The sequence below is a fragment of the Pseudomonas sp. 5P_5.1_Bac1 genome (genome assembly GCF_025466015.1).
Classification (GTDB): Bacteria; Pseudomonadota; Gammaproteobacteria; order Pseudomonadales; family Pseudomonadaceae; genus Aquipseudomonas.
Map to the genome: position 1 here is coordinate 23,000 of NZ_JANLNX010000110.1, position 22,357 is coordinate 45,356.

Consider the following 22,357-nt stretch of genomic DNA (forward strand, 5'->3'; position numbering starts at 1 on the left):
AGGGCCACGGACTCACATCAGATACGCAACTGGGCTTCCAGTTTCATCGCCAGCGCCAACGGGCTGCCGAGGCTGATGGCCTGATCGCGCCAGAACAGATAACGCAGATCGTTGCCGCTGGTATTGAAGTGCAGCGCCAGCTCTTCCGCCGCCTGCGCAACCCCCGCCACCGCCGCCAGCTCCAGCCAATACACCCCGGCACGGCTGTCGGCGGCGACCTGCTGACCATGCAGCAAACGATAGCCCACCTCGAAACGGCAGCGCGCATCGCCACGCTGGGCGCCACGGAAAAACCATTCGTAGGCTTTTTGCAGGTCCACCGACCAGAGATTGCCGCCGCCGTCGCAGACCTCTTCTTCATACAGATCGCCCAGCGCCGCTGCCGCCTCGGCCAGCCCGGCCTCGAAGGCGTGCCGGTAATACTCGGCGGCGTTGAGATAGGAAATTTCCACGCCCTTGCCGAAGTAGTGCTGCTGACCAAGGTTGAACCAGGCCACCGCACTGCCCTGCAACGCCGCCATGCGCAGCAGGTGTCCGGCGAGCGTCGGATCGGCGCGCCAGTAGCGGCCGTTGAGCCAGATCCAGCCCAAGTCGTTGAGCGCCGTGACACTGCCTTCCAGCGCCTGCCGGCGTAGATCGCCATAGACCGCCAGCAAGTCCGGAGCCTCATCCAGCAGGCTGACCAGGCTGAAGCGCTCCCCAAGCGCCGCTCGCTGCGCCGGCAGGCCGACGCCGGTGTACAGCCGCCGCACGCGCAGACGGCCAGGCGCGGGCACGACACGCTCGGGCAAGAGGCGCCCGAGCAGAGAGTAGATATTGCTGGCAGCAGACATGTTCATCCTCACTGAACCGCCCTCCCTGGTTTCTGCGCGGGCGTTGAGGCGTGATTCTGCTGGGCGTCACGACAAAACCTGTCGCGGACACGTTGGTCGGGGCAATTCAACGGTTCATCCCTGAATGGGTAAATTAATGGCAAACTGCCATGCCTTCTGCTGGACATCATGCTTTCGCCGCAAGCCTAGACAAGGACTGACCGTTTTGCCCTCCGCCACCACCCGCGCCACCCTCAGCCGTCAATGGGAATTGCTGCGCCAGCTCCCCAGCCGCTCTCCCGGCATCACCAGCGCGGAGCTGGTCCTGCGCCTCAAGGACGCCGGCTTCAGCATCAGCAAGCGCAGCATCGAACGCGACCTCAACGAGCTGTCGCTGATCTTCCCGCTGGAGCGCAACGACCGCAGTATTCCCTACGGTTGGTACTGGGCGGCGAACGCCTACGTGGACTTGCGCGGCCTCAGCGTGGGCGAGGCGTTGAGCCTGGCGCTGGTGGAAGACGCGGTGCGGCCCCTGCTCCCCGGCAGCATGCTCAAAGGGCTGGATGCGCGCTTCAGCCATGCCCGGCAAAAGCTCGAACACCTTTCGTCGGAGAACAAGGCGGCGCGCTGGCTCGACAAGGTCGCCAGCGTGCGTCCGGACATGAACATGCAGGCCCCGGAAGTCTCCGACGCCATACTGGAAACGGTGCAAAAGGCCCTGCTTGAGGAATATCAGTTGCAGTGCCAGTACTACTCGGCGCACACCGACCGCACCGTCGAACTGACCCTCAACCCGCTGGCGCTGATCCAGCGCGGCCAGGTCGCCTACCTGATCGCCACCGCCCAGCCGTTCACCGACCCCCGCCAGTTCGCGGTGCACCGCTTCCGCCAGGTGAGCGTGCTGGCCAGCCCGGCCCAGGGCCTGGACGCCTTTGACCTGCAAAGCTACCTGCGCAGCGACGCCCTGCAATTCGGCAGTGCCGAGAAAATCGAATTGCACGCCTGGGTCAGCAGCAACCTCGCACGGCTGGTGCGCGAGACGCCGCTGTCAGCGGACATGACCCTGACCGACCTGGAACACGGCCACAGGCTCCAGGCCACGGTCAGCAACAGTTGGAGCCTGCGCTGGTGGCTGCTCAGCCAGGGCGATGAACTGATCGTCGAACAGCCAACGGCGCTGCGCCAGTTGATCGCCAAGACCCTGACCAGCGCCGCAGCGCAGTATCAGGACGAGTAATTCAGCGCTGCATCCCCCAGCGCCGCACCGTCACCCGCTCCAGCACGTTGAACACCAGACTCTCCACCAGCAGACCGATCAGGATCACCACCGCAAGGCCAGCGAACACCTTGTCGGTGTACAGCTCGTTGCGGTTCTGGAAGATGTACCAGCCCAGCCCGCCTTTGCCGCTGGTGGCGCCGAACACCAACTCGGCGGCGATCAGCGTGCGCCAGGCGAAGGCCCAGCCAATCTTCAGGCCCGAAAGGATCGACGGCAGCGCCGCCGGCACCAGAATGTGCACCACCAGCCGCAGTCCGCGCAGGCCGTAGTTGCGCCCGGCCATGCGCAGGGTTTCGTTGACGCCGAGAAAACCCGCGTAGGTGTTCAGCGCCAGGGCCCAGAGCACCGAGTGCACCAGCACGAAAATCAGGCTGTTCTCGCCCAGGCCGAACCACAGCAGCGCCAACGGCAACAAGGCGATGGCCGGCAGCGGGTTGAACATCGACGTCAGGGTGTCGAGCAAGTCGCGGCCGATCTGCGTGGATACCGCCAGGCTGGTCAGGCCGAACGCCAGGACGATGCCCAGCACGTAGCCCTTGAGCAGCACCACCAGCGACACGCCGACTTTCTCCAGCAGCTCGCCGCTGATCAGGCCGTCGTACAGCGCCTGGGCGGTTTGCAGGAAGGTCGGCAGCAGCAGGTCGTTGCCCTGATAGCGGGCCGCGGCCTCCCAGAGGATTGCCAGCACGATCAGGATCACGCTCTTGCGCAGCCAACGTTGCTGCCACAGGCGCTGGGCCAGCGGCAGTTCGCGCTCCAGGGCGATGCCGTCCCAGGGTTGCAGGGCGATTTCGTATTCCTGACGCGGGGAAGATGAAGTGGTCATGAGAAAGCTCCCGGTCAGTAGGCGATGCGAATGTCGTTGAAGTCCAGGTCAGCCTCATCGGCCGGCGCCTGGCCGTCTTCGAACAACAGGTTGTGGATACGCCGGGCGCTGGCCTGGAAGTCAGTGCCGCCGAGGCTGTGCAGGTCGTACTGATGGCTGTGGATCTCGGCGCGGACCCGCCCCGGATGCGGCGACAACAGCAAAATGCGGTTGCCCACCACCAACGCTTCCTCGATCGAGTGGGTGACGAACAGCAGGGTGAAACGCACCTCTTCCCACAACGCCAGCAGCTCTTCCTGCATCTTGCGCCGGGTCAGGGCATCGAGGGCGGCGAAGGGTTCGTCCATGAGCAGGATCTTCGGCTGCATGGCCAGTGCCCGGGCAATCGAAACCCGCGCTTTCATGCCGCCGGACAAGGTGTGCGGATAGGCGTCGGCGAACGCCGCCAGGCCGACTTTTTCCAGGTAGTGCAACGCTCGCGCCTCGGCTTCGGCGCGCTTGAGGGTGCCGGACACCAGCAGCGGGAACATGACGTTCTGCTTCACGGTTTTCCAGGGCGGCAACTGGTCGAACTCCTGGAACACCACGATGCGGTCGGGGCCGGGGCCATGCACCGCCTGACCTTGCAGGCGGATGCTGCCTTCGCTCGGTTCGATGAAGCCGGCGACGGCCTTGAGCAAGGTCGACTTGCCGCAGCCGGACGGCCCGAGCAGGACGAAACGGTCGCCCTTGTCCACATCGAAACTGACCTGGTGGGTGGCCCGCACCACGCGCTGCGCGGTGCGGTATTCCAGGCTGAGAGAATCCACCTGCAACAACGGTGGGGTGTCTATGGGGCTGAGCTTGCTGACCGTGTGGCCTTGCAATGGGGCGGTCATGAACTCAGCTCCCCTGCAACGGCTTGTCGTCCTGGAAGAAGTAGTCCTTCCACGATTCCGGCTTGTGCTTGATGGCGCCGACCCGGTACAGGAACTCGGCCAGCGGATAGGTGTTCTTCGGCGTGATGCTGAATTCGTACTTCGGGTTGTCGATGATCTTCAGCAACTCGTCGCGGCTGATCTTGGCCTTGGTCACGCGGATATAGGTGTCTGCCGCCGCAGCCTTGTCGTGTTGGGCGAAGTCCGCTGCTTCGGCGAGCGCGTCAACGAAGGCCTTGTAGGTCTTGGGGTTGTCCGCACGGAATTTCTCGGTGGTGAACAGCACCGTCGGCGAGTTCGGGCCGAGCAGCTCGTAGGTGTCGAGCACCACGTGAACGTCCTTGTTCGCCAGCGCCTGGTCCTGGAACGGCGGGTTGGAAAAGTGCGCGTTCAGCTCGGTGCCGCCGGCCAGCAGCGCCGCGGTGGCGTCCGGGTGCGGGACGGCCAGGCTGTACTTGTCGAGACGGTTGTATTCCTTGTCGCCCCACTGCTTGGCAGCGGCGTATTGCAGGAAGCGCGACTGCACCGAGACACCCACCGCCGGCAGGGCGATGCGGTCTTTTTCGGTGAAGTCGGCGATGGTCTTCACGTTCGGGTTGCTGCTCAGCAGGTAGTACGGGAAGTTGCCGAGCGACGCCACGGCCTTGACGTTCTGCCGGCCGTAGGTGCGGTCCCAGATGGTCAGCAGCGGACCGACGCCGGCGCCGACGATATCCACCGAACCGGACAACAGCGCGTCGTTGGTCGCGGCGCCGCCGGAGAGTTGGGTCCAGTCGACCTTGATGTCGAGGCCCTGCGCCTTGCCGTGCTTCTCGATAAGGCCCTGGTCGCGGACGACATTGAGCAGCAGGTAGACGATGCCGAACTGTTCGGCGATGCGGATTTCGCCTTCGGCCTGGGCCACGCTCGGGGCGACAAGGCTGCCGGCGATCAGGCTGGCGCCCAGGCCGATACTGGCCGCGAGGCGGCTGAATGATTTACGCATGGGGAATTCCTCGACAGGTCAGAACGGGGCGTCGCCCTGGATGGTGGTGCGGTACAGCTTGCGACGCAGGTGCGCCGGGCAGCCGGCGGCCAGATGGATCAACGAGCGGTTGTCCCAGAACACCAGGTCGTGGGGGCGCCATTGATGGCGGTAGATGTTCTGCTCCAGCACGCTGTGGGCGTACAGCTCGGCGAGGATCTGCCGGCTTTCGTCTTCGGGCAGGCCGACGATGCGGGTGGTGAAGCCTTCGCTGACGAACAGCGCCTTGCGACCGTTTTCCGGGTGGGTGCGGACCACCGGGTGAATGACTTCCTGAACCTGCGCCAGTTGCTCGGCGGTCAGGGTCGGACGCCAGTTGCCTTCGAATTTGGTTTCGCTGTAGCGCGCGGTATAGGAATGCGCCGCGCTGCGGCCTTCGACCGCCTTGCGCAGGTGTTCCGGCAGGTTTTCCCAGGCTTTGTGCATGTCGGCGAACAGGGTGTCGCCGCCTTCGCTGGGCAGTTCCTGGGCATGCAGCATCGAACCCAGGCTCGGCAGCTCCTTGTACGACAGGTCCGAGTGCCAGAACTTGCCGGCATCGCCCAGGCCAACGTTCTGGCCGTTCTCGACGATGTTGGAGACGATGAGGATTTCCGGGTGATTGGCCAGCAGGAACTGCTTGAGCACATGAATCTGCAGCACACCGAAACGGCGGCTGAAGGCGATCTGTTGTTCGGGGGTTATGCGCTGGTCGCGAAAGACCAGGACATGGTGGTCGAGGTGAGCCCGGTGGATGCGGGCGAAGTCTTCGCCGTTGACCGGAAGGGCCAGGTCGAGGCCGATGATCTCGGCGCCGACTGCGCCGTTGAAAGGCCGTATTTCAAAGGCTTGTTGCTGCGCGCCGTCGATGGACGACAAGACGTTAGAGACCGCTGACATGATTCACTCCCACCCAGAGCGCGCCCAACAGGTGCGCGCATCGATCAAGAAACTCACGGGGTTTGCCGTGTTGGTTCGTGTTCGTGCGGCGCGCCGATTGGTCGGCGGGTACGCAGGGGAATGACTATAAAGGCATAAGAAAAATTATTTAAATACCTTTAGGAAATAAGAATATTCGGGTTTTGGGGCCCTCACCTACGGGCTCTGTAGGAGCGAGCTTGCTCGCGATGAACCCCAAACGGGCCCGCTCTCACCCGGCAAAACTCCCGGCCGTCGCCTGCAACCCCGCCAGCAACAACCGCTGATACACCTCCTCCTTCAACCCCTCGGGCGTCTCCAGCCCCATCCGCGCCAACTGTGCCGGATACGCCTCCGGCGCCGGTGCATCCAGCGCCGCCTTGCCCAGCTCCAGCGCCTCGCTCAGCTTGAACTTGCTCTTCAGCCAGTTCAGCGCCCGCAACAGATCCCGCTCCTCGGCGGTGAAATCACAGCCCAGCGGATACTCCGGGAACAACCGCCCATGCCGCGCACGCAGCGCTTCCAGACGTTGCGGCGTGTTGTCGGTAAAGCGCGCATCAAGGATGAAATCCTCCGCCAGCTTGCCGGCCTTCTGCGCCTGGGCCTGCAACTGCGGCTGGAAGCGCGAATCACTGATCGCCAGCAGGCGGGCGATGACTTCAGCGTCGGTCTGCCCGCGCAGGTCGGCGATGCCGTATTCGGTAATCACAATGTCCCGCAGATGCCGGGGAATGGTGCAGTGCCCGTACTCCCAGACGATATTCGAACTCACCTCGCCGCCCGCCTCGCGCCAGGAGCGCAGCAGCAGGATCGAGCGCGCGCCCTCCAGCGCATGGCCCTGGACCACGAAGTTGTATTGCCCGCCCACGCCGCTGAGCACGCGGCCGTCTTCCAGTTGGTCGGCCACCCCGGCGCCCATCAGGGTCATGGTGAACACCGTGTTGATAAAGCGGGCATCGCGGCGCTGCAAACGCTTGAGCGCTTCCTGGCCGTACAACTCGTTGATGAAGCTGATGGCGCCCATGGCGATCCGCGCGCGGCTCTCCATCGGCAACTCGCGCAAGCGCTGGTAGAACGCCCGCGGCCCGAGGAAAAAGCCGCCGTGCACCAGCACACCGTCGCTGTCCGCCGCCGCACCGGCATTGGCCGCCTGCTGGCGTGCTTCGTCGGCATACACCGGGCGCCGGACGATGCCCGCTTCGAGCAACGCCAGCAGGCCGTTGACGAGCATTTCGCTGCAACCGTAGAGCCCGTGCACAAACGGCATGACCCCGCCTTCCCGCTCGATCAGCCCTTGCCACGGCGACAGGTCCAGCTCGCCCAGCAGCGCCTGATACCCCGGCGTATCCGCCTGCCGCGCCAGCAGTGCGGCGGTCAGCGCATCGCCCATGGCGCCAATGCCGATCTGCAGTGTGCCGCCGTCGCGCACCAGGGTGCTGGCGTGCACGCCGATCAGATGGTCCTGGGTGCTGACCGGCATGTTCGGCGTGGAAAACAACCGGCACTGCTCCGGGGCGTCGATCAGCAAGTCGAAATCATCCCGCGCCAGCTCCGCCGTGCCAGGCATGTACGGCAGCTCGGTGTGCACCTGCCCGAGCAGCAGGATGGTTTCGCCGGCGGCGCGGCGGCGGGCGATCATCGGCAGCAGGTCGAGGGTGATGTCGGGGTTGCAGCTCAGGCTCAGGTGGTCGGGGCGGGTGTCGTCCTCGGCCACCAGTTGCGCGATGAGGTTCAGGCCCTTGGCGTTGATATCGCGGGCGGCATGGCTGTAGTTGCTGCTGACGTAGTCCTGCTGCGCCTGCGGGCTGTGCAGCAGGCTGCCGGGCTGGAGGAAGAACTGCTCGACGCGGATGTTCGCCGGCAACCTGCTGGCACGCAGGTCGGCGAGGTAATCCAGCTCCTGGTAATCGGCGAACACCCGCTCGACGAAGGGTTCGAGAAAGCGCCGCTGCAGGCCATCGCCGAGATCGGGGCGGCCGAGGGTCAGCGCGGTGTAGATGGTCAAACGCCGCTCCGGCAGCGCCCGCACCCGCGCATACAGCGCGTTGACGAAGCGGTTGGGCTTGCCCAGCCCCAACGGCAGCCCCATGTGAATATGCGCCGGCAATTGCGCCAACACCTGCTCCACCGCGTCCTCGATCGAATACCTGTGCACTGTGCCCTCTCCCCGTGGCGCCCGTGAGTACAGCTTGGACCGGGCGGGTGTCCGAATTACTCCACGGTAGCCAGAAACGACGAAGCCCGCACAAGGCGGGCTTCGTTGCGAGGTTCGCGAGGCTTACAGGCCGGACATTTTCTTGATGGCGCCTTTCAGGTCGTCATCCGAGCAGTCGGCGCAGGTGCCTTTCGGCGGCATGGCGTTGATGCCGGTGATGGCCTTGGCGAGGATGCCATCGAGGCCACCCTGGTGGTCGGCACGCTCTTTCCAGGCTGCGGTATCGCCAACTTTCGGCGCGCCCAGCAGACCGGTGCCATGGCAGGCATTGCAGTGCTTGGCAATGATTTCATCCGGGGTCTTGGCACCGCCGCCGCCTGCGGAGGCAGCCACTTCCATTCCCTTGCATTCCTGACCCTGGACGCAGACCTGGCCGACGGGTTCCAGTCGCTTGGCGATCTCGTCGTTGGTCGTAGCCTGAGCACTGACTGCCCAAAGGGCCACTACGGTAGCTGGTACGGCCAGCATTTTCTTGATTAGGTTCACACGTACACCCTCATGGTGGCTAGTCACGCCCGCGGCCACGGATTCGCAGGCGGCGCAAGTATAGCGGGAACCCCGCCGCACCGAAACAGCCCTACAGACTAAAGGGGTTTAGCCGCGACAATCAGCCGCGCCACGCTCTGTTCGCAAGCCTCTGTTCAGAAGTTCGCCGGGGTGGCTGCGCTGATCAACCGTGCCGGCTCATCGTAGGGATTGCGGAAGCGGTGCGGCTTGGTGCTTTCGAAATAGTAGCTGTCGCCCGCCTCGAGGATGAAGGTTTCCATGCCCACCACCAGTTCCAGCCGACCTTCGAGCAGAATGCCGGTCTCTTCGCCGTCATGGGTGAGCATTTCTTCGCCGGTATCGGCGCCTGGCGGGTAGATCTCGTTGAGAAAGGCGATGGCACGGCTCGGGTGCCCGTTGCCGACCAGCTTCATGGTCACGGCGCCGTCCGAAATGTCGATCAGTTCGTGGGCCTTGTAGACGATCTGCTTCGGATTTTCCGGCAGCAGGTCTTCGGCAAAAAACTCCATCATCGACATCGGAATACCGCCCAGCACCTTGCGCAGCGAGCTGATGGACGGGCTCACGCTGTTTTTCTCGATCATCGAGATGGTGCTGTTGGTCACGCCCGCGCGCTTGGCGAGTTCCCGCTGAGACAGGCCCTTGAGCTTGCGAATGGCTTGTAGTCGTTCACCGACGTCCAATGCTGGAGCCCTCCTGACGAACGTATGGGGTCGAAATGTGCGCCATCATCGCAACAGCGTTCAGTATTTACAACACTTCGACCCGCAGCTCGTCAGTGATGGCGCGTCACTCTCCGGTATAGATCAGCGGCACCCGGCGCAGGTTGCAAAAGATTTGATACGGGATGGTATCGGCCTTCGCCGCCACCTCGCTGGCCAGTACCCGCTTGCCCCACAACTCCACCGGACTGCCGAGACCGGCTTGTGGCACGTCGGTGAGGTCGATGCACAGCATGTCCATGGAAACCCGCCCAATCAGTTGACTGCGCTGGCCGGCGACCACCACCGGCGTGCCGGTTGGCGCGTGACGCGGATAGCCATCGGCATACCCCATGGCGACCACGCCGACCCGGGTCGGACGCGGGCTGACAAAGCGCGCGCCGTAGCCCACCGGCTCACCGGCGGGCAATGCACGCACGCTGATGACGCGGGATTTGAGGGTCATCACCGGCTGCAAACGGTCCGCCTCGGCGTGCGAGGTTTCGAACGGGGTAGCGCCATAGAGCATGATGCCCGGACGCACCCAATCACTCGGAATCTGTGGCCAGCCAAGCACGGCCGGCGAGTTGCGCAGGCTGACTTCGGCGTCGAGGCCCTGGCGCGCGGCCTGGAACACCGCCACTTGGTCGTTGCTGGCCTGGCTGTCCAGTTCGTCGGCGCGGGCGAAGTGGCTCATCAGCACGATCTTCGACACTTTGCCGCTGGCCTGCAGGCGCTGGTACGCGGGTTGATAGTCCTTCGGATGCAGGCCCACCCGGTGCATGCCTGAGTCGAGCTTGAGCCAGACCTGGATCGGCTTGGCCAGCGCGGCCTTCTCGATCGCCTCCAGTTGCCACAGCGAATGGACCACGCACCAGAAGTCGTGCTGGACGATCAGCGGCAGTTCGTCGGCCTCGAAGAAGCCTTCCAACAACAGCACCGGTGCCTTGATCCCCGCCTCGCGCAGCGCCAGCGCCTCTTCGATGCAGGCCACGGCAAAACCATCGGCCTCGGCTTCCAGCGCCTGGGCGCAGCGCACCGCGCCATGCCCGTAGGCATCGGCCTTGATCACCGCCAGGGCACGGGCCCCGGAGAGTTGACGGGCAATCTGGAAGTTGTGGCGGAGTGCTTGCAGGTCGATCAGGGCACGGGCGGGACGCATGACGGCAGCCTTCTGGCAGTCTGTTTGAGGAAAAAAGACCCGGCGCCTGAACGGCACCGGGTGAAGACGAGAGAGCGTTACGGAAGCGCGGCAACCACCGACATTTCAACCAGGATTTCCGGTTCGCAGAGCTTGGCTTCGACCGTGGCGCGGGCCGGTGCGACGCCTTTGGGCAGCCACTTGTCCCACACCGCGTTCATGCCCTGGAAATCGGCATCGATGTCTTTCAGGTAAATGGTCACCGAAAGCAGGCGGTTCTTGTCGGTGCCTGCCAGGTCCAGCAGGCGTTCGATATTGCCCAGCGTTTCACGGGTTTGTTGCTCGATCCCGGCGTTCATGTCGTTGCCCACCTGGCCCGCCAGATACAGGGTGCCGTTGTGGGTGACGATCTGACTCATGCGCTCATTGGTGAGCTGGCGCTGGATTGCCATGCTTGGCGGTCTCCTGGTGTTGTCCGTAGCGTGAAATATCGAGGCCTTCGGCACTGATCTGCGGCTTTTTCCGGGCGATCAGGTCAGCCAGCAGACGGCCGGAGCCGCATGCCATGGTCCAGCCGAGCGTGCCGTGACCGGTGTTGAGGAACAGGTTGCGGAACGGTGTGGCACCCACGATCGGCGTACCGTCCGGGGTGGTCGGGCGCAGGCCGGTCCAGAATTCGGCCTCGCTCAGGTTGCCGCCCAGAGGATAGAGATCGTTGACGATCATCTCCAGCGTTTCGCGCCGACGCGGGTTGAGCGACAGGTCAAAACCAGCGATTTCAGCCATGCCGCCCACGCGGATGCGGTTGTCGAAACGGGTGATGGCGACCTTGTAGGTCTCGTCGAGAATGGTCGAGGTCGGTGCCATGTCCGGGTTGGTGATCGGCACGGTCAGCGAGTAGCCCTTGAGCGGGTAGACCGGCGCCTTGATGCCCAGCGGCTTGAGCAGTTGCGGCGAGTAGCTGCCGAGCGCCAGCACGTAGCGGTCGGCGGTTTCCAGCTTGCCGTCGATCCATACGCCGTTGATGCGGTCGCCGGCGAAGTCCAGGCGCTGGATGTTCTGGCCGAAGCGGAACTCGACGCCCAGCTTGATCGCCATGTCCGCGAGGCGGGTGGTGAACAGTTGGCAGTCGCCGGTCTGGTCATTCGGCAGGCGCAGCGCACCGGCGAGGATGTCGGAAACGTTGGCCAGGGCCGGCTCGACGCGGGCGATGCCTTCGCGGTCCAGCAGCTCGTAAGGCACGCCGGCCTGCTCGAGGACGGCGATGTCCTTGGCGGCGTTGTCCAGTTGCGCCTGGGTGCGGAACAGTTGGGTGGTGCCGAGGGAGCGGCCTTCGTAGGCGATGCCGGTTTCAGCGCGCAGTTCGTCGAGGCAGTCGCGGCTGTACTCGGACAGACGCACCATGCGCTCCTTGTTCACCGCGTAGCGGTTCGCGGTGCAGTTGCGCAGCATCTGGGCCATCCACAGGTACTGGTCGACGTCGCCCGTGGCCTTGATCGCCAGCGGTGCGTGGCGCTGCAGCAGCCACTTGATGGCTTTCAGCGGAACGCCCGGTGCGGCCCACGGCGAGGCATAACCTGGCGAGACCTGGCCGGCGTTGGCGAAACTGGTTTCCATGGCCACCGCCGGCTGGCGATCGACCACCACGACTTCGAAACCTTGCCGGGCCAGATAGTAGGCACTGGCGGTTCCGATCACACCGCTACCAAGTACCAGAACGCGCATGTTGTATCCCTCGAAGCGGCGCACCGCCGACATTTATTGTGAAAGGCATGAATGCGCGCAGTGTAAAAAACTCGAGGCAGTGCATTTCACTATATAAAAACCTATATTTGGCGAGAATTCTCGGCAAAGTTGGCTTTTACAAAGGGGCATCCACTATGAGAACCCAGCACCAAAGCAAGCGTGAACTGGACAAGATCGACCGGAATATCCTGCGCATCCTGCAGACCGACGGGCGTATTTCCTTCACCGAGCTGGGCGAAAAGGTCGGGCTTTCGACCACACCGTGCACCGAGCGGGTCCGCCGCCTGGAGCGCGAAGGCATCATCATGGGCTACAACGCCCGCCTCAATCCGCAGCACCTTAAAGGCAGCCTGCTGGTGTTCGTGGAGATCAGCCTGGACTACAAGTCCGGCGACACCTTCGAGGAATTCCGCCGCGCCGTGCTCAAGCTGCCGCACGTGCTGGAATGCCATCTGGTCTCGGGTGACTTCGACTACCTGGTGAAAGCGCGGATTTCCGAAATGGCCTCGTACCGCAAGCTGCTCGGCGACATCCTGCTGAAGCTGCCGCACGTGCGCGAATCGAAGAGCTACATCGTCATGGAAGAAGTGAAGGAAAGCCTGAACCTGCCGATTCCCGACTGATTTCTACACCAGCACCTGACGGGTGCTGGCGATGAACTGATGAACCAATTGCTCAGCGCCCGCATCGATCATCTCTTGCGGGCCGCGCCCACGCGGGCACGGCAAGCGCGGCGTGGTGCCGAACAGCCGGCAGATCAGCGGCCGTTCCTCGTACACCGTGCAGCCCTGGGGCCCGAGGTGCACGCAGTTGAATTCGGCCAGCGCGGCCTCCTGCTCCTCGGCGCTCTTGCGCGGCAGGCGTGCCATCTCCTCGCTGGAAGTGGTCACCGGCCCGCAGCAGTCGTGGCAGCCGGGCACGCAGTCGAACGACGGAATCTGTTCGCGCAGGAAGCGAATCTTATGGCTGTTACAGGACATGAGAGGACACTGACAGGGACGGCTCGGTATTTTGCCGAAGGGCTCGTCAAACATGAAGCCCAACCACCGCAAAATTATTAATCCACGGTCCGATGAGTAAATCATCCACCTTCGCACCGAATATCCAGGTGCACTACTGTTAAAAATGTCAGTTTTCGCCCTCCCGGCAAGCGCCTATTGTTTGAAGTGCCAAAACGGCACTTAACAACTTGGACGCGCGATCATGAACCTCATTAAAAATGGAAATTTTGAATTAGGAACTGAACCATGGACAACGATGGAAGGACATCCTTTAACGTTTGAAATTATTTCATGGAACAATAAAAAATGGTTACTTACAAATGGACTTGACGGTCCGCAAAACGGAAATCTCCAACAAATAATCCCTAATTCCGATGAATTATCGGGCATTCACTTTCGGCTAACGATCACGGCAAAAGCTGTTCCCACCGGGGGGACAATGCAAAGTGGCGTCCAGTCCGACAACGATGCAAATCGTCTGATCGGGGAAGTGATCGCTTATCCTTTTTTATATCCTCTACTCCCTGACACACCGAACCAAGCGGGGTCTATACGCGTTTCCGTCAAGGAACAAACTTATACTCACCGCTTCACAATAAATCACCTTCCCCCCACTACCCATGGGAAACTTGCGATCGTCAACTGGGGCTTGGGAGATACGGACAAAGCCAATATATTGATAACCGATATAAAGTTTGAAGCGGTCGATCCCGCGGTCGATCCGGAAGAGCCCGCGGAAAATGTCAGCGTCATTGATCTTTCCAGTCTCGGACTGCCGGCCGTCAATGTGTCGCCCATGAAAGTAATCAAATGATTGCGCACCGCTAGCCTCGGCGGCTCCGGTGAGCCGCCGAGCATCATCCCGGCAACGACTGAGCCCTAAGTCGCATGACGCGTTCAGTCCGATATTGTTCCGACCTGATGCAAGACATATCCTGCGCCGCATAGCCCGCCTCAGGACCACTACCCGATGCCGCCCCGCGCTCAGCAGTCAACCTCGCACACCGCTTCCTATTACGCCGCCAGCAGCGTCCCGCAGCCGGACTACCCGCGCCTGACCGGAGAACTGCGCTGTGACGTCTGTGTGGTCGGCGGCGGTTACTCGGGGCTGAACACCGCCATCGAGCTGGCCGACCGCGGTTTCAACGTGATCCTGCTGGAAGCGCGCAAGGTCGGCTGGGGCGCCAGCGGACGCAATGGCGGGCAACTGATCCGCGGCGTCGGCCACGGCCTTGAGCAATTCCGCCCGGTGATCGGCGAAGACGGCGTGCGCCAGATGAAGCTGATGGGCCTCGAAGCGGTGGAAATCGTCCGCCAGCGGGTCGAACGCCACGACATCCCCTGCGACCTGACCTGGGGCTACTGCGACCTGGCGAACAAACCCGGCGAATTCGACGATTTCGCCGAAGAAGCCCAGGCCCTGCGCGACCTCGGCTATCGTCACGAACTGCGCCTGGTCGAGCCCGGACAAATGCATAGCGTGATCGGCTCGGACCGCTACGCCGGCGGCCTGATCGACATGGGTTCCGGCCACCTGCACCCGCTGAACCTGGCCCTCGGCGAGGCGGCAGCGGCGACGCAACTGGGCGTGCAGATTTTCGAACAGTCCGCCGTCACTCGCATCGACTACGGCCCGCAGGTGACGGTGCACACTGAGCAAGGCAGCGTCCGCGCCAGCACCCTGGTGCTGTGCTGCAACGCCTACCTGAACGACCTCAACCGCGAGTTGGGCGGCAAGGTTCTTCCCGCTGGCAGCTACATCATCGCCACCGAGCCGCTGGGCGAGGAACGCGCGCGGCAACTGCTGCCGCAGAACATGGCCGTGTGCGACCAGCGCGTCACCGTGGATTACTTCCGCCTGTCCGCCGACCACCGGCTGCTGTTTGGCGGGGCCTGCCATTATTCCGGCCGTGACCCAAAAGACATCGGCGCCTACATGCAGCCGAAGATGCTCAAGGTGTTCCCGCAACTGGCGGACGTGCGCATCGATTTCCAGTGGGGCGGCATGATCGGCATCGGCGCCAACCGCCTGCCGCAGATCGGTCGGCTACGCGACCAGGCCAATGTGTATTACGCCCAGGCGTATGCCGGGCATGGACTGAATGCCACGCACCTGGCCGGCCGCCTGCTCGGCGAAGCCATCAGCGGCCAGCAGAGCGGGCGTTTCGACCTGTTCGCCAAGGTCCCGCACATCACCTTCCCCGGCGGCAAACACCTGCGCTCGCCATTGCTGGCGCTGGGCATGCTCTGGCATCGGCTCAAGGAACTGACCTGACCCGTATCACGAGCGCCAGAACGGCTTGAGCCCTTCTTCCTCGGCGGCCTCGCGGCTCAGACCGATGTCATTCAACTGATCGGGCGTCAGCTCGAGCAGCGCCCGGCGGGTGCGCCAGCGATGCAGCATCAGGCCCAGGCGGCCCATGCCGGTCGGCGTGTCGATCAGTGATTTGCGCTGGCCTTGCTCCAGTTCGCAGCCATACAACTTCAATCGCACATCACTCAGGCCGTTCATCGCGTCACTCCTTTCAGGGTGGGAAACCGTGAAGAAATGATGCGCGCGCGGGAAAAAGCATTACAGATCCAACCGGCGACTATTATTTCCATACAGATTTCGCCAAATTCGCTCTGAATGCTGTATTTTTCCGACATCTGTACTGGTTGCGTCCTACAAGCCTGTCTGGAGTACGCTCATGACCCTCTACCTCAACCTCGCCGAACTGCTGGGCGCCCGCATCGAACAGGGCCTGTACCGTCCGGGTGACCGCCTGCCGTCGATACGCGCCCTGAGCCTTGAACACGGGGTCAGCCTGAGCACCGTGCAGCAGGCCTATCGACTGCTGGAAGACAACGGCCTGGTGGCACCGCGACCCAAGTCCGGCTACTTCGTGCCGCAGCACCGCAACCTCCCGGCCCTGCCGGCGATAGGTCGCCCGGCGCAGCGACCTGTGGATATCTCGCAGTGGGAACACGTGGTGGAGCTGGTGCGCAGCGTGCCGCGCAAGGATGTGGTGCAACTGGGCCGCGGCATGCCCGATGTCGACAGCCCGACCCTGAAACCGCTGCTGCGCAGCCTGGCCCAGCTCAGCCGCCGCCAGGACATGCCGGGCCTCTACTACGACACCATCAGCGGCAACCTGGCCCTGCGCGAACAAGTGGCGCGGTTGATGCTCGACTCCGGCTGCACGGTCAACGCCGCCGACCTGGTGATCACCACCGGCTGCCACGAAGCGTTGTCGGCGAGCATCCGCGCCGTGTGCGAACCGGGGGACATCGTCGCGGTGGATTCACCGAGCTTCCACGGCGCCATGCAGACCCTCAAGGGCCTGGGCATGAAAGCCATGGAAATCCCCACCGACCCGCTCACCGGCATCAGCCTCGAAGCCCTGGAACTGGCGCTGGAACAGTGGCCGATCAAGCTGATTCAGGTGACGCCGAGCTGCAACAACCCGCTCGGCTACATCATGCCCGAGGCCCGCAAACGCGCGCTGTTGAGCCTGGCCCAGCGCTTTGACGTGGCGATCCTCGAAGACGATGTGTATGGCGACCTGGCCTACACCTACCCACGACCACGGACTATCAAGTCCTTCGACGATGACGGACGCGTGTTGCTGTGCAGTTCCTTCTCCAAGACCCTCGCACCCGGTTTGCGCATCGGCTGGGTCGCGCCGGGGCGCTACTTCGAACGGGTGCTGCACATGAAATACATCAGCACCGGCAGCACCGCGCCCCAGCCGCAATTGGCGATCGCCGACTTCATCGAGGCCGGCCACTATCAGCCCCACCTGCGGCGCATGCGCAGCCAATACCAGCGCGGCCGCGACCAGATGATCGACTGGGTTACCCGCTACTTCCCGCAAGGCACCCGGGTCAGCCGGCCACAGGGCAGCTTCCTGCTCTGGGTCGAATTGCCGGAACACTTCGACACCCTGCGCCTCAATCGCGCCCTGCTCGGCCAAGGCGTACAGATCGCCATGGGCAGCATCTTTTCCGCCTCGGGCAAGTACCGCAATTGCCTGCGCATGAACTACGCCGCCCGGCCGAGCCCGGCGATCGAGGCCGCAGTGCGCACCGTCGGCGAAACCGCCATTCGTCTACTGGCCGAGGAGGTAATCGCCGGGTAACGTTGCGCCGCTTCGCGCGGTCTACAGTTCAACTGCCCCGCGACCACGGAATCCTCATTTGACCAGTTATCGGCTGCTGCCCTTCCTGCTCACCCTGCTGCTGGCCCTGAGTGGCTGTGCCAGCGTCAGCGCCCCGCGCGATGTCAGCCAGGCCCTGCCGGCCAACGAATCGGCCTTCGGCCGCTCGGTGCAACGTCAGGCCGCGGCCTATGACGGGCGCTCCGGCTTTCGCCTGCTGCCCAACAGCAACGAAGCCTTCCGCGCCCGCGCCGAGCTGGTCCGCAACGCGCAAAGCAGCATCGACCTGCAGTACTACATCGTCAACGACGGCCTCAGCACCCGGGCACTGGTGCATGAACTGCTGGCCGCCGCCGACCGCGGGGTGCGGGTGCGCATCCTGCTCGACGACACCACCAGCGATGGCCAGGACACCGAGATGGGCGTGCTGGCCGCCCATCCGAATATTCAGATCCGCGTCTTCAACCCGCTGCAACTGGGCCGCAGCACCGGCGTCACCCGCGCCATGGGCCGGCTGTTCAACCTCTCGCGCCAACACCGGCGGATGCACAACAAGCTCTGGCTGGTGGACAACAGCATGGCCATCGTCGGCGGGCGCAACCTGGGCGACGCCTATTTCGACGCCGAGCCGAACCTGAACTTCACCGACATCGACCTGCTGGGCGTCGGCCCGGTCGCCGAACAACTCGGGCACAGCTTCGACCAGTACTGGAACAGCGCCCTGAGCCAGCCCATCGGTGATTTCCTCTACAGCCAGCCGGACGCCGACGACCTGCGCGCCAGCCGCCAGCGCCTGGAACAATCACTGGCCGAGGCGCGGCTGCAGCACAAACAACTCTACGACCGGCTGATGGCCTACCAGACCCAGCCGCGCCTCGACATCTGGCGCAACGAACTGATCTGGGCTCATAGCCAGGCCCTGTGGGATGCGCCGAGCAAAGTGCTGGCCGACGACGAGCCGGACCCGCAGTTGCTGATGAGCCAGCAACTGGCGCCGGACCTCAACAACGTGCGCCATGAACTGATCCTCATCTCGGCGTACTTCGTCCCCCGCGAACCGGGCCTGCTGTACCTGACCGGACGCGCCGACGCCGGCGTCTCGGTGAGCCTGCTGACTAACTCCCTGGAAGCCACCGACGTACCGGCCGTGCACGGTGGCTACGCGCCTTATCGCAAGGCGTTGCTGGAACACGGCGTGAAACTCTTCGAATTGCGGCGCCAGCCCGGTGACCCTGGGCAGCCGCGCTACAGCGTCAGTGGCGGCTCGGATTCGAGCCTGCACAGCAAAGCGATCGTCTTCGACCGGCAGAAGACGTTCATTGGCTCATTCAATTTCGACCCGCGCTCGGTGCTATGGAACACCGAAGTCGGGGTGCTGGTGGACAGCCCGGAGCTGGCGCAATACACCCGCGACCTGGCGATCCAGGGCACGGCGCCAGCGGTGGCGTATCAGGTGGAATTGCAGGACGGGAAGCTGGTGTGGGTCACCGAGGACAACGGCCAGCGGCGCGTGCTGACCACCGAACCCGGCGGCCTGTGGCGGCGTTTCAATGCCTGGATCACCAAGGCCGTCGGGTTGGAGAAGATGCTGTGAGGTGGGGTTGGGCGCGGGCTTGGTGAGGACTGGAGGACGTTGCAGTTGTCATGGTGCCGTTCTTGATTCCAGGTCCATATCGGCGGGCCATTTGACCTTCGGTGCCAGGAGCATGGCGATGTTGCACCACGACACATCGTTGTGGTCTTTCGGCGGGTCGGGAGGCGGTAGCGCGTCGGGGCCTTGCTGCATGTAGGTGCAGATATAGGCCCACGCGTGTTCGTCGGCACCCATGGTAGTCAGGGGGAAGCGGTCGATGACTTCATTGGTACCGGGCTTGACGATGGAGAGCACGACGCCGCCCTTGATGACGACTCCATGCGCAGTCGCGCCGCGCTTCAGCCAGCGTTCGGCCCGGACCTGTGACCAGTCGTAGGCTACCGGCTGCACCCGCCAGCGCTCGAAGGGGTTCCACCAGCGGTAGTTGAAGTTGTAGGCGTAGAGGCGTTGGCGGGTGCGGTTGAAGCGTAATGGTAAATCCCGAGGTGGAGCCAATTCAAATTTTATGCAGAACATGAAAGACCAAACTCCAACGCAAACACTGGAGAGAAACATGAACCACTCTTCGACTTTGAATGTGCGTTCAGATAAAAAAAAGCTCCACAATATGTCGACCGTCAGAAATCCCTGAAACGGTGCGAGCCAAATAAACCATCCCCTTACAAGTGCCGACGCACGCGGCAGCTCAAGAAAGACATCATTCCGATGGTTGGGTGTATCGAATCCAAGAGCCGGCATTACGATCGGCACTTCATCAGGATGAGGCAGATCTTCTTGCCACCCGGAGCAGGGAGGAACGAGTTGTGGTCTGTTCATACGACTCACCACTTCGGCCCCCCAGAAATCTCATCTTCCTTCACGATTAGCCGGGCTACGCCGGACTCATCGTGTCTGTCCGGCCAATAAGGCACTTCGAACTTGATAGTTTGAGTATCGAGAACCTCGAGTTCCATCGACCTATCGATCATGGCGCTGTTCTCGATTCCAGGTCCATTTTGGCGGGCCACTTGACCTTGGGTGCCAGCAGCAACGCGATGTTTAATCCCACATCGTTGTGGTCTTTCGGCGGGCCTGGGGGTGGCAGTGCGTCGGGGCCTTGCTGCATGTAGGTGCAGATGTAAGCCCAGGCGTGGGCGTCGGCGCCCATGGTGGTGAGGGGGAAGCGGTCGATGACCTCGTTGGTAACCGGCCTGACGATGGAGAGCACCACACCGCCCTTGATGACGACCCCATGCGAAGTCGCGCCGCGCTTCAGCCAGCGTTCGGCCCGTACCTGCGACCAGTCGTAGGCCACCGGCTCGACCCGCCAGCGTTCGAAGGGGTTCCACCAGCGGTAGTTGAAGTTGTAGGCGTAGAGGCGTTGGCGGGTGCGGTTGAAGCGGAGAGGTTGATCTCGGGGAGGTACTGCATCGAATTTAACACAGAGCAGGAATGACCAAACTCCGACGAAAGCTCCGAAGACAAACATGATCCATTCTTCAGGACTCAGCTCACGCCAGTCTGACAAGAAAAGCCATAACATCCCTCCAGTCATGATGATTTGGACAGGAGCGAACCAAACCATCAATCCTCTGATAAGCGCAAATCCACGCGGCAGTTCAAGAAAGACATCATCCTGATGGTTGGGCGTATCGAACCCAAGAGCCGGAACTACCATCGGCACATCGTCAGGATGAGGCAGATCTTCTTGCCATCCGGAGCAAGGTGGAACGAGTTGCGGTCTGTTCATACGACTCACCACTTCGCTCCCCCAGAAATCTCATCTTCCTTCACGATTAGCCGGGCTACGCCGGACTCATCGTGTCTGTCCAGCCAATAAGGCACTTCGAGCTTGATAGTTTGAGCATCGAGAACCTCGAACTCCATCGACATATCACTCATGGCGCCGTCCTCGACTCCAGGTCCATATCGACGGGCCACTTGACCTTGGATGCCAGCAGTAACGCGATATTGAAACCCACATCGTCGTGGTCTTTCGGTAGGCCAGGTGGGGGGAGTGCGTCGGGGCCTTGCTGCATGTAGGTGCAGATATAAGCCCAGGCGTGGGCGTCGGCGCCCATCGTGGTGAGGGGGAAGCGGTCGATGACCTCGTTGGTGCCCGGCTTGACGATGGAGAGCACCACGCCGCCCTTGATGACAACTCCATGCGAAGTCGCGCCGCGCTTCAGCCAGCGCTCGGCACGTACCTGTGACCAGTCGTAGGCCACCGGTTCCACTCGCCAGCGTTCGAACGGGTTCCACCAGCGGTAGTTGAAGTTGTAGGCGTAGAGGCGTTGGCGGGCGCGGTTGAAGCGCAGGGGCTGATCCCTGGGTGGGACCAATTCAATTTTCATACAAAAAAGAAATGACCAAAGGCCGACGGAAACACCAAAAAGGAATGCAATCCAATCCTCGGCTCTCAGTACACGTTCGGTTGTCAGATAGCTCAGCAATAGGTCTCCGGTGAGAATGCCTTGGAACGGCGCGAGCCAAATAAGCAAACCTCTTAGAGTTGCCGATGTACGTGGAAGCTCTAAGAAGACTTCACTCTGATAGTTTGGCGTGTCGAACCCGAGCGCCGGGACTGCGAGCGGCGGGTGGTCAGGATGGTGCAAGTCCTCCTGCCACCCCGAACAAGGCGGAACAAGTCCAGGCCTTTTCATATGAAACGCCGCCCCCGCGCTCCCTGAGTCTTGTCTTCCTTCACGATCAGCTGGGCTACGCCGGATTCATCTTTTTTGTCGGGCCAATAAGACACTTCGTGCTTGATAGTTTGAGCATCGAGAACCTCGAACTCCATCGACACATCACTCATGGCGCCGTCCTCGACTCCAGGTCCATATCCGCGGGCCACTTGACCTTGGGCGCCAACAGCAGCGCGATGTTGAGGCCCACATCGTCGTGGTCTTTCGGCGGGCCTGAGGGCGGCAGTGCGTCGGGGCCTTGCTGCATGTAGGTGCAGATATAAGCCCAGGCGTGGGCGTCGGCGCCCATGGTGGTGAGGGGGAAGCGGTCGATGACCTCGTTAGTGCCCGGCCTGACGATGGAGAGCACCACGCCGCCCTTGATGACGACCCCATGCGAAGTCGCGCCGCGCTTCAGCCAGCGCTCGGCGCGGACCTGTGACCAGTCGTAGGCCACCGGCTCCACCCGCCAGCGTTCGAACGGGTTCCACCAGCGGTAGTTGAAGTTGTAGGCGTAGAGGCGTTGGCGGGCGCGGTTGAAGCGTAATGGTAAATCCCGAGGTGGAGCCAATTCAAATTTTATGCAGAACATGAAAGACCAAACTCCAACGCAAACACTGGAGAGAAACATGAACCACTCTTCGACTTTGAATGTGCGTTCAGATAAAAAAAAGCTCCACAATATGTCGACCGTCAGAAATCCCTGAAACGGTGCGAGCCAAATAAACCATCCCCTTACAAGTGCCGACGCACGCGGCAGCTCAAGAAAGACATCATTCCGATGGTTGGGTGTATCGAATCCAAGAGCCGGCATTACGATCGGCACTTCATCAGGATGAGGCAGATCTTGTTGCCACCCGGAGCAGGGAGGAACGAGTTGTGGTCTGTTCATACG

24 protein-coding genes and 1 pseudogene are annotated in these 22,357 nt (G+C 62.5%); 6 read left to right on the forward strand and 19 right to left on the reverse strand.

The features are described from left to right. Positions 1 to 17: 17 nt before the first annotated feature. Positions 18 to 833 (reverse strand): tetratricopeptide repeat protein, encoded by an 816-nt coding sequence (locus NTD82_RS24510; protein ID WP_175653020.1) that lies wholly within the window; start codon positions 831 to 833, stop codon positions 18 to 20. 205 nt (positions 834 to 1,038) lie between these two features. Between NTD82_RS24510 and NTD82_RS24515 the strand changes: the two genes are divergently transcribed. Beyond that, positions 1,039 to 2,049: a helix-turn-helix transcriptional regulator gene (locus NTD82_RS24515; protein ID WP_262130642.1), complete on the forward strand. Its 1,011-nt coding sequence runs from the start codon at positions 1,039 to 1,041 to the stop codon at positions 2,047 to 2,049. A 1-nt stretch (position 2,050) separates the two neighbouring features. Here the strand turns inward: NTD82_RS24515 and NTD82_RS24520 are convergent, their stop codons facing one another. The 10 genes and pseudogenes from NTD82_RS24520 to dadA all read right to left on the reverse strand — a co-directional run bounded on the left by NTD82_RS24520 (position 2,051) and on the right by dadA (position 12,044). After that, a complete protein-coding gene (locus NTD82_RS24520; protein WP_095158993.1) occupies positions 2,051 to 2,917 on the reverse strand; it encodes an ABC transporter permease in 867 nt (288 codons plus the stop codon). Positions 2,918 to 2,931: 14 nt separating this feature from the next. Further along, on the reverse strand, positions 2,932 to 3,795 hold the full coding sequence (locus tag NTD82_RS24525) for an ABC transporter ATP-binding protein (protein ID WP_262130643.1): 864 nt from the start codon (positions 3,793 to 3,795) through the stop codon (positions 2,932 to 2,934). Positions 3,796 to 3,799: 4 nt separating this feature from the next. Next, entirely contained in the window at positions 3,800 to 4,819 is a 1,020-nt protein-coding gene (locus NTD82_RS24530) for an ABC transporter substrate-binding protein (RefSeq protein ID WP_095158991.1), read from the reverse strand. A gap of 18 nt (positions 4,820 to 4,837) precedes the next feature. Further along, a pseudogene (locus NTD82_RS24535) lies at positions 4,838 to 5,754 on the reverse strand (TauD/TfdA dioxygenase family protein). A gap of 233 nt (positions 5,755 to 5,987) precedes the next feature. Further along, complete coding sequence (locus NTD82_RS24540; RefSeq protein ID WP_262130644.1) at positions 5,988 to 7,910, reverse strand: acetyl-CoA hydrolase/transferase C-terminal domain-containing protein; 1,923 nt, start codon at positions 7,908 to 7,910, stop codon at positions 5,988 to 5,990. 123 nt (positions 7,911 to 8,033) lie between these two features. Further along, positions 8,034 to 8,438 carry a c-type cytochrome gene (locus NTD82_RS24545; protein WP_095159010.1) on the reverse strand — a complete coding sequence of 135 codons (405 nt, stop codon included), beginning with the start codon at positions 8,436 to 8,438 and terminating at the stop codon, positions 8,034 to 8,036. Between the two features lie 173 nt (positions 8,439 to 8,611). After that, positions 8,612 to 9,160, reverse strand: a complete 549-nt coding sequence (locus NTD82_RS24550; protein WP_262130645.1) for a cupin domain-containing protein — start codon at positions 9,158 to 9,160, stop codon at positions 8,612 to 8,614. A 106-nt stretch (positions 9,161 to 9,266) separates the two neighbouring features. After that, positions 9,267 to 10,340 carry an alanine racemase gene (gene alr, locus NTD82_RS24555; protein WP_262130646.1) on the reverse strand — a complete coding sequence of 358 codons (1,074 nt, stop codon included), beginning with the start codon at positions 10,338 to 10,340 and terminating at the stop codon, positions 9,267 to 9,269. A 77-nt stretch (positions 10,341 to 10,417) separates the two neighbouring features. Continuing rightward, a complete protein-coding gene (locus tag NTD82_RS24560) occupies positions 10,418 to 10,771 on the reverse strand; it encodes a RidA family protein (RefSeq protein ID WP_095158986.1) in 354 nt (117 codons plus the stop codon). After that, positions 10,743 to 12,044 (reverse strand): D-amino acid dehydrogenase, encoded by a 1,302-nt coding sequence (dadA, locus tag NTD82_RS24565; RefSeq protein ID WP_095158985.1) that lies wholly within the window; start codon positions 12,042 to 12,044, stop codon positions 10,743 to 10,745. The genes NTD82_RS24560 and dadA overlap by 29 nt, the downstream gene beginning before the upstream one ends. Positions 12,045 to 12,199: 155 nt before the next feature. Between dadA and dadR the strand changes: the two genes are divergently transcribed. Next, a complete protein-coding gene (gene dadR / locus NTD82_RS24570) occupies positions 12,200 to 12,688 on the forward strand; it encodes a transcriptional regulator DadR (RefSeq protein ID WP_042121505.1) in 489 nt (162 codons plus the stop codon). A 3-nt stretch (positions 12,689 to 12,691) separates the two neighbouring features. On the opposite strand, the gene NTD82_RS24575 is transcribed toward dadR, so the two are convergent. After that, entirely contained in the window at positions 12,692 to 13,045 is a 354-nt protein-coding gene (locus NTD82_RS24575; protein ID WP_262130647.1) for a YkgJ family cysteine cluster protein, read from the reverse strand. Positions 13,046 to 13,268: 223 nt separating this feature from the next. On the opposite strand from NTD82_RS24575, the gene NTD82_RS24580 reads away from it, so the two are divergent. Both NTD82_RS24580 and NTD82_RS24585 read left to right on the forward strand, forming a co-directional pair. Continuing rightward, positions 13,269 to 13,880 carry a hypothetical protein gene (locus NTD82_RS24580; RefSeq protein WP_262130648.1) on the forward strand — a complete coding sequence of 204 codons (612 nt, stop codon included), beginning with the start codon at positions 13,269 to 13,271 and terminating at the stop codon, positions 13,878 to 13,880. A gap of 156 nt (positions 13,881 to 14,036) precedes the next feature. Continuing rightward, complete coding sequence (locus NTD82_RS24585) at positions 14,037 to 15,341, forward strand: NAD(P)/FAD-dependent oxidoreductase (RefSeq protein ID WP_262130649.1); 1,305 nt, start codon at positions 14,037 to 14,039, stop codon at positions 15,339 to 15,341. A 6-nt stretch (positions 15,342 to 15,347) separates the two neighbouring features. Here the strand turns inward: NTD82_RS24585 and NTD82_RS24590 are convergent, their stop codons facing one another. Next, positions 15,348 to 15,578, reverse strand: coding sequence for a DUF1127 domain-containing protein (locus NTD82_RS24590; protein WP_095158981.1), 231 nt, complete (start codon positions 15,576 to 15,578; stop codon positions 15,348 to 15,350). Positions 15,579 to 15,756: 178 nt separating this feature from the next. Between NTD82_RS24590 and NTD82_RS24595 the strand changes: the two genes are divergently transcribed. Beyond that, positions 15,757 to 17,187 carry a PLP-dependent aminotransferase family protein gene (locus tag NTD82_RS24595; protein ID WP_262130650.1) on the forward strand — a complete coding sequence of 477 codons (1,431 nt, stop codon included), beginning with the start codon at positions 15,757 to 15,759 and terminating at the stop codon, positions 17,185 to 17,187. Between the two features lie 58 nt (positions 17,188 to 17,245). Further along, complete coding sequence (locus NTD82_RS24600; RefSeq protein WP_262130651.1) at positions 17,246 to 18,799, forward strand: phospholipase D family protein; 1,554 nt, start codon at positions 17,246 to 17,248, stop codon at positions 18,797 to 18,799. A gap of 48 nt (positions 18,800 to 18,847) precedes the next feature. Here NTD82_RS24600 and NTD82_RS24605 read toward each other — a convergent pair whose 3' ends face one another. The 6 genes from NTD82_RS24605 to NTD82_RS24630 all read right to left on the reverse strand — a co-directional run bounded on the left by NTD82_RS24605 (position 18,848) and on the right by NTD82_RS24630 (position 22,354). Beyond that, positions 18,848 to 19,615, reverse strand: coding sequence for a DUF6708 domain-containing protein (locus NTD82_RS24605; protein WP_262130652.1), 768 nt, complete (start codon positions 19,613 to 19,615; stop codon positions 18,848 to 18,850). 148 nt (positions 19,616 to 19,763) lie between these two features. Beyond that, positions 19,764 to 20,528 (reverse strand): DUF6708 domain-containing protein, encoded by a 765-nt coding sequence (locus tag NTD82_RS24610; RefSeq protein WP_262130653.1) that lies wholly within the window; start codon positions 20,526 to 20,528, stop codon positions 19,764 to 19,766. A gap of 5 nt (positions 20,529 to 20,533) precedes the next feature. Then, entirely contained in the window at positions 20,534 to 20,680 is a 147-nt protein-coding gene (locus tag NTD82_RS24615) for a hypothetical protein (RefSeq protein ID WP_262130654.1), read from the reverse strand. Then, complete coding sequence (locus tag NTD82_RS24620; protein WP_262130655.1) at positions 20,677 to 21,393, reverse strand: DUF6708 domain-containing protein; 717 nt, start codon at positions 21,391 to 21,393, stop codon at positions 20,677 to 20,679. Before NTD82_RS24620 ends, NTD82_RS24615 begins: the two co-directional genes overlap by 4 nt. A 44-nt stretch (positions 21,394 to 21,437) precedes the next feature. Continuing rightward, a complete protein-coding gene (locus NTD82_RS24625) occupies positions 21,438 to 21,593 on the reverse strand; it encodes a hypothetical protein (protein WP_262130656.1) in 156 nt (51 codons plus the stop codon). Then, a complete protein-coding gene (locus NTD82_RS24630; RefSeq protein WP_262130657.1) occupies positions 21,590 to 22,354 on the reverse strand; it encodes a DUF6708 domain-containing protein in 765 nt (254 codons plus the stop codon). Before NTD82_RS24630 ends, NTD82_RS24625 begins: the two co-directional genes overlap by 4 nt. Positions 22,355 to 22,357 lie beyond the last annotated feature (3 nt).

Coding starts and splice junctions, on each gene's coding strand:
- NTD82_RS24510 (WP_175653020.1), bottom strand. CDS start 833: ATGTCTGCTGCCAGCAATATCTACTCTCTGCTCGGGCGCCTCTTGCCC.
- NTD82_RS24520 (WP_095158993.1), bottom strand. CDS start 2,917: ATGACCACTTCATCTTCCCCGCGTCAGGAATACGAAATCGCCCTGCAA.
- NTD82_RS24525 (WP_262130643.1), bottom strand. CDS start 3,795: ATGACCGCCCCATTGCAAGGCCACACGGTCAGCAAGCTCAGCCCCATA.
- NTD82_RS24530 (WP_095158991.1), bottom strand. CDS start 4,819: ATGCGTAAATCATTCAGCCGCCTCGCGGCCAGTATCGGCCTGGGCGCC.
- NTD82_RS24545 (WP_095159010.1), bottom strand. CDS start 8,438: ATGCTGGCCGTACCAGCTACCGTAGTGGCCCTTTGGGCAGTCAGTGCT.
- alr (WP_262130646.1), bottom strand. CDS start 10,340: ATGCGTCCCGCCCGTGCCCTGATCGACCTGCAAGCACTCCGCCACAAC.
- NTD82_RS24560 (WP_095158986.1), bottom strand. CDS start 10,771: ATGGCAATCCAGCGCCAGCTCACCAATGAGCGCATGAGTCAGATCGTC.
- dadA (WP_095158985.1), bottom strand. CDS start 12,044: ATGCGCGTTCTGGTACTTGGTAGCGGTGTGATCGGAACCGCCAGTGCC.
- dadR (WP_042121505.1), top strand. CDS start 12,200: ATGAGAACCCAGCACCAAAGCAAGCGTGAACTGGACAAGATCGACCGG.
- NTD82_RS24575 (WP_262130647.1), bottom strand. CDS start 13,045: ATGTCCTGTAACAGCCATAAGATTCGCTTCCTGCGCGAACAGATTCCG.
- NTD82_RS24580 (WP_262130648.1), top strand. CDS start 13,269: ATGAACCTCATTAAAAATGGAAATTTTGAATTAGGAACTGAACCATGG.
- NTD82_RS24585 (WP_262130649.1), top strand. CDS start 14,037: ATGCCGCCCCGCGCTCAGCAGTCAACCTCGCACACCGCTTCCTATTAC.
- NTD82_RS24590 (WP_095158981.1), bottom strand. CDS start 15,578: ATGAACGGCCTGAGTGATGTGCGATTGAAGTTGTATGGCTGCGAACTG.
- NTD82_RS24595 (WP_262130650.1), top strand. CDS start 15,757: ATGACCCTCTACCTCAACCTCGCCGAACTGCTGGGCGCCCGCATCGAA.
- NTD82_RS24605 (WP_262130652.1), bottom strand. CDS start 19,615: ATGAACAGACCACAACTCGTTCCTCCCTGCTCCGGGTGGCAAGAAGAT.
- NTD82_RS24610 (WP_262130653.1), bottom strand. CDS start 20,528: ATGAACAGACCGCAACTCGTTCCACCTTGCTCCGGATGGCAAGAAGAT.
- NTD82_RS24615 (WP_262130654.1), bottom strand. CDS start 20,680: ATGAGTGATATGTCGATGGAGTTCGAGGTTCTCGATGCTCAAACTATC.
- NTD82_RS24625 (WP_262130656.1), bottom strand. CDS start 21,593: ATGAGTGATGTGTCGATGGAGTTCGAGGTTCTCGATGCTCAAACTATC.
- NTD82_RS24630 (WP_262130657.1), bottom strand. CDS start 22,354: ATGAACAGACCACAACTCGTTCCTCCCTGCTCCGGGTGGCAACAAGAT.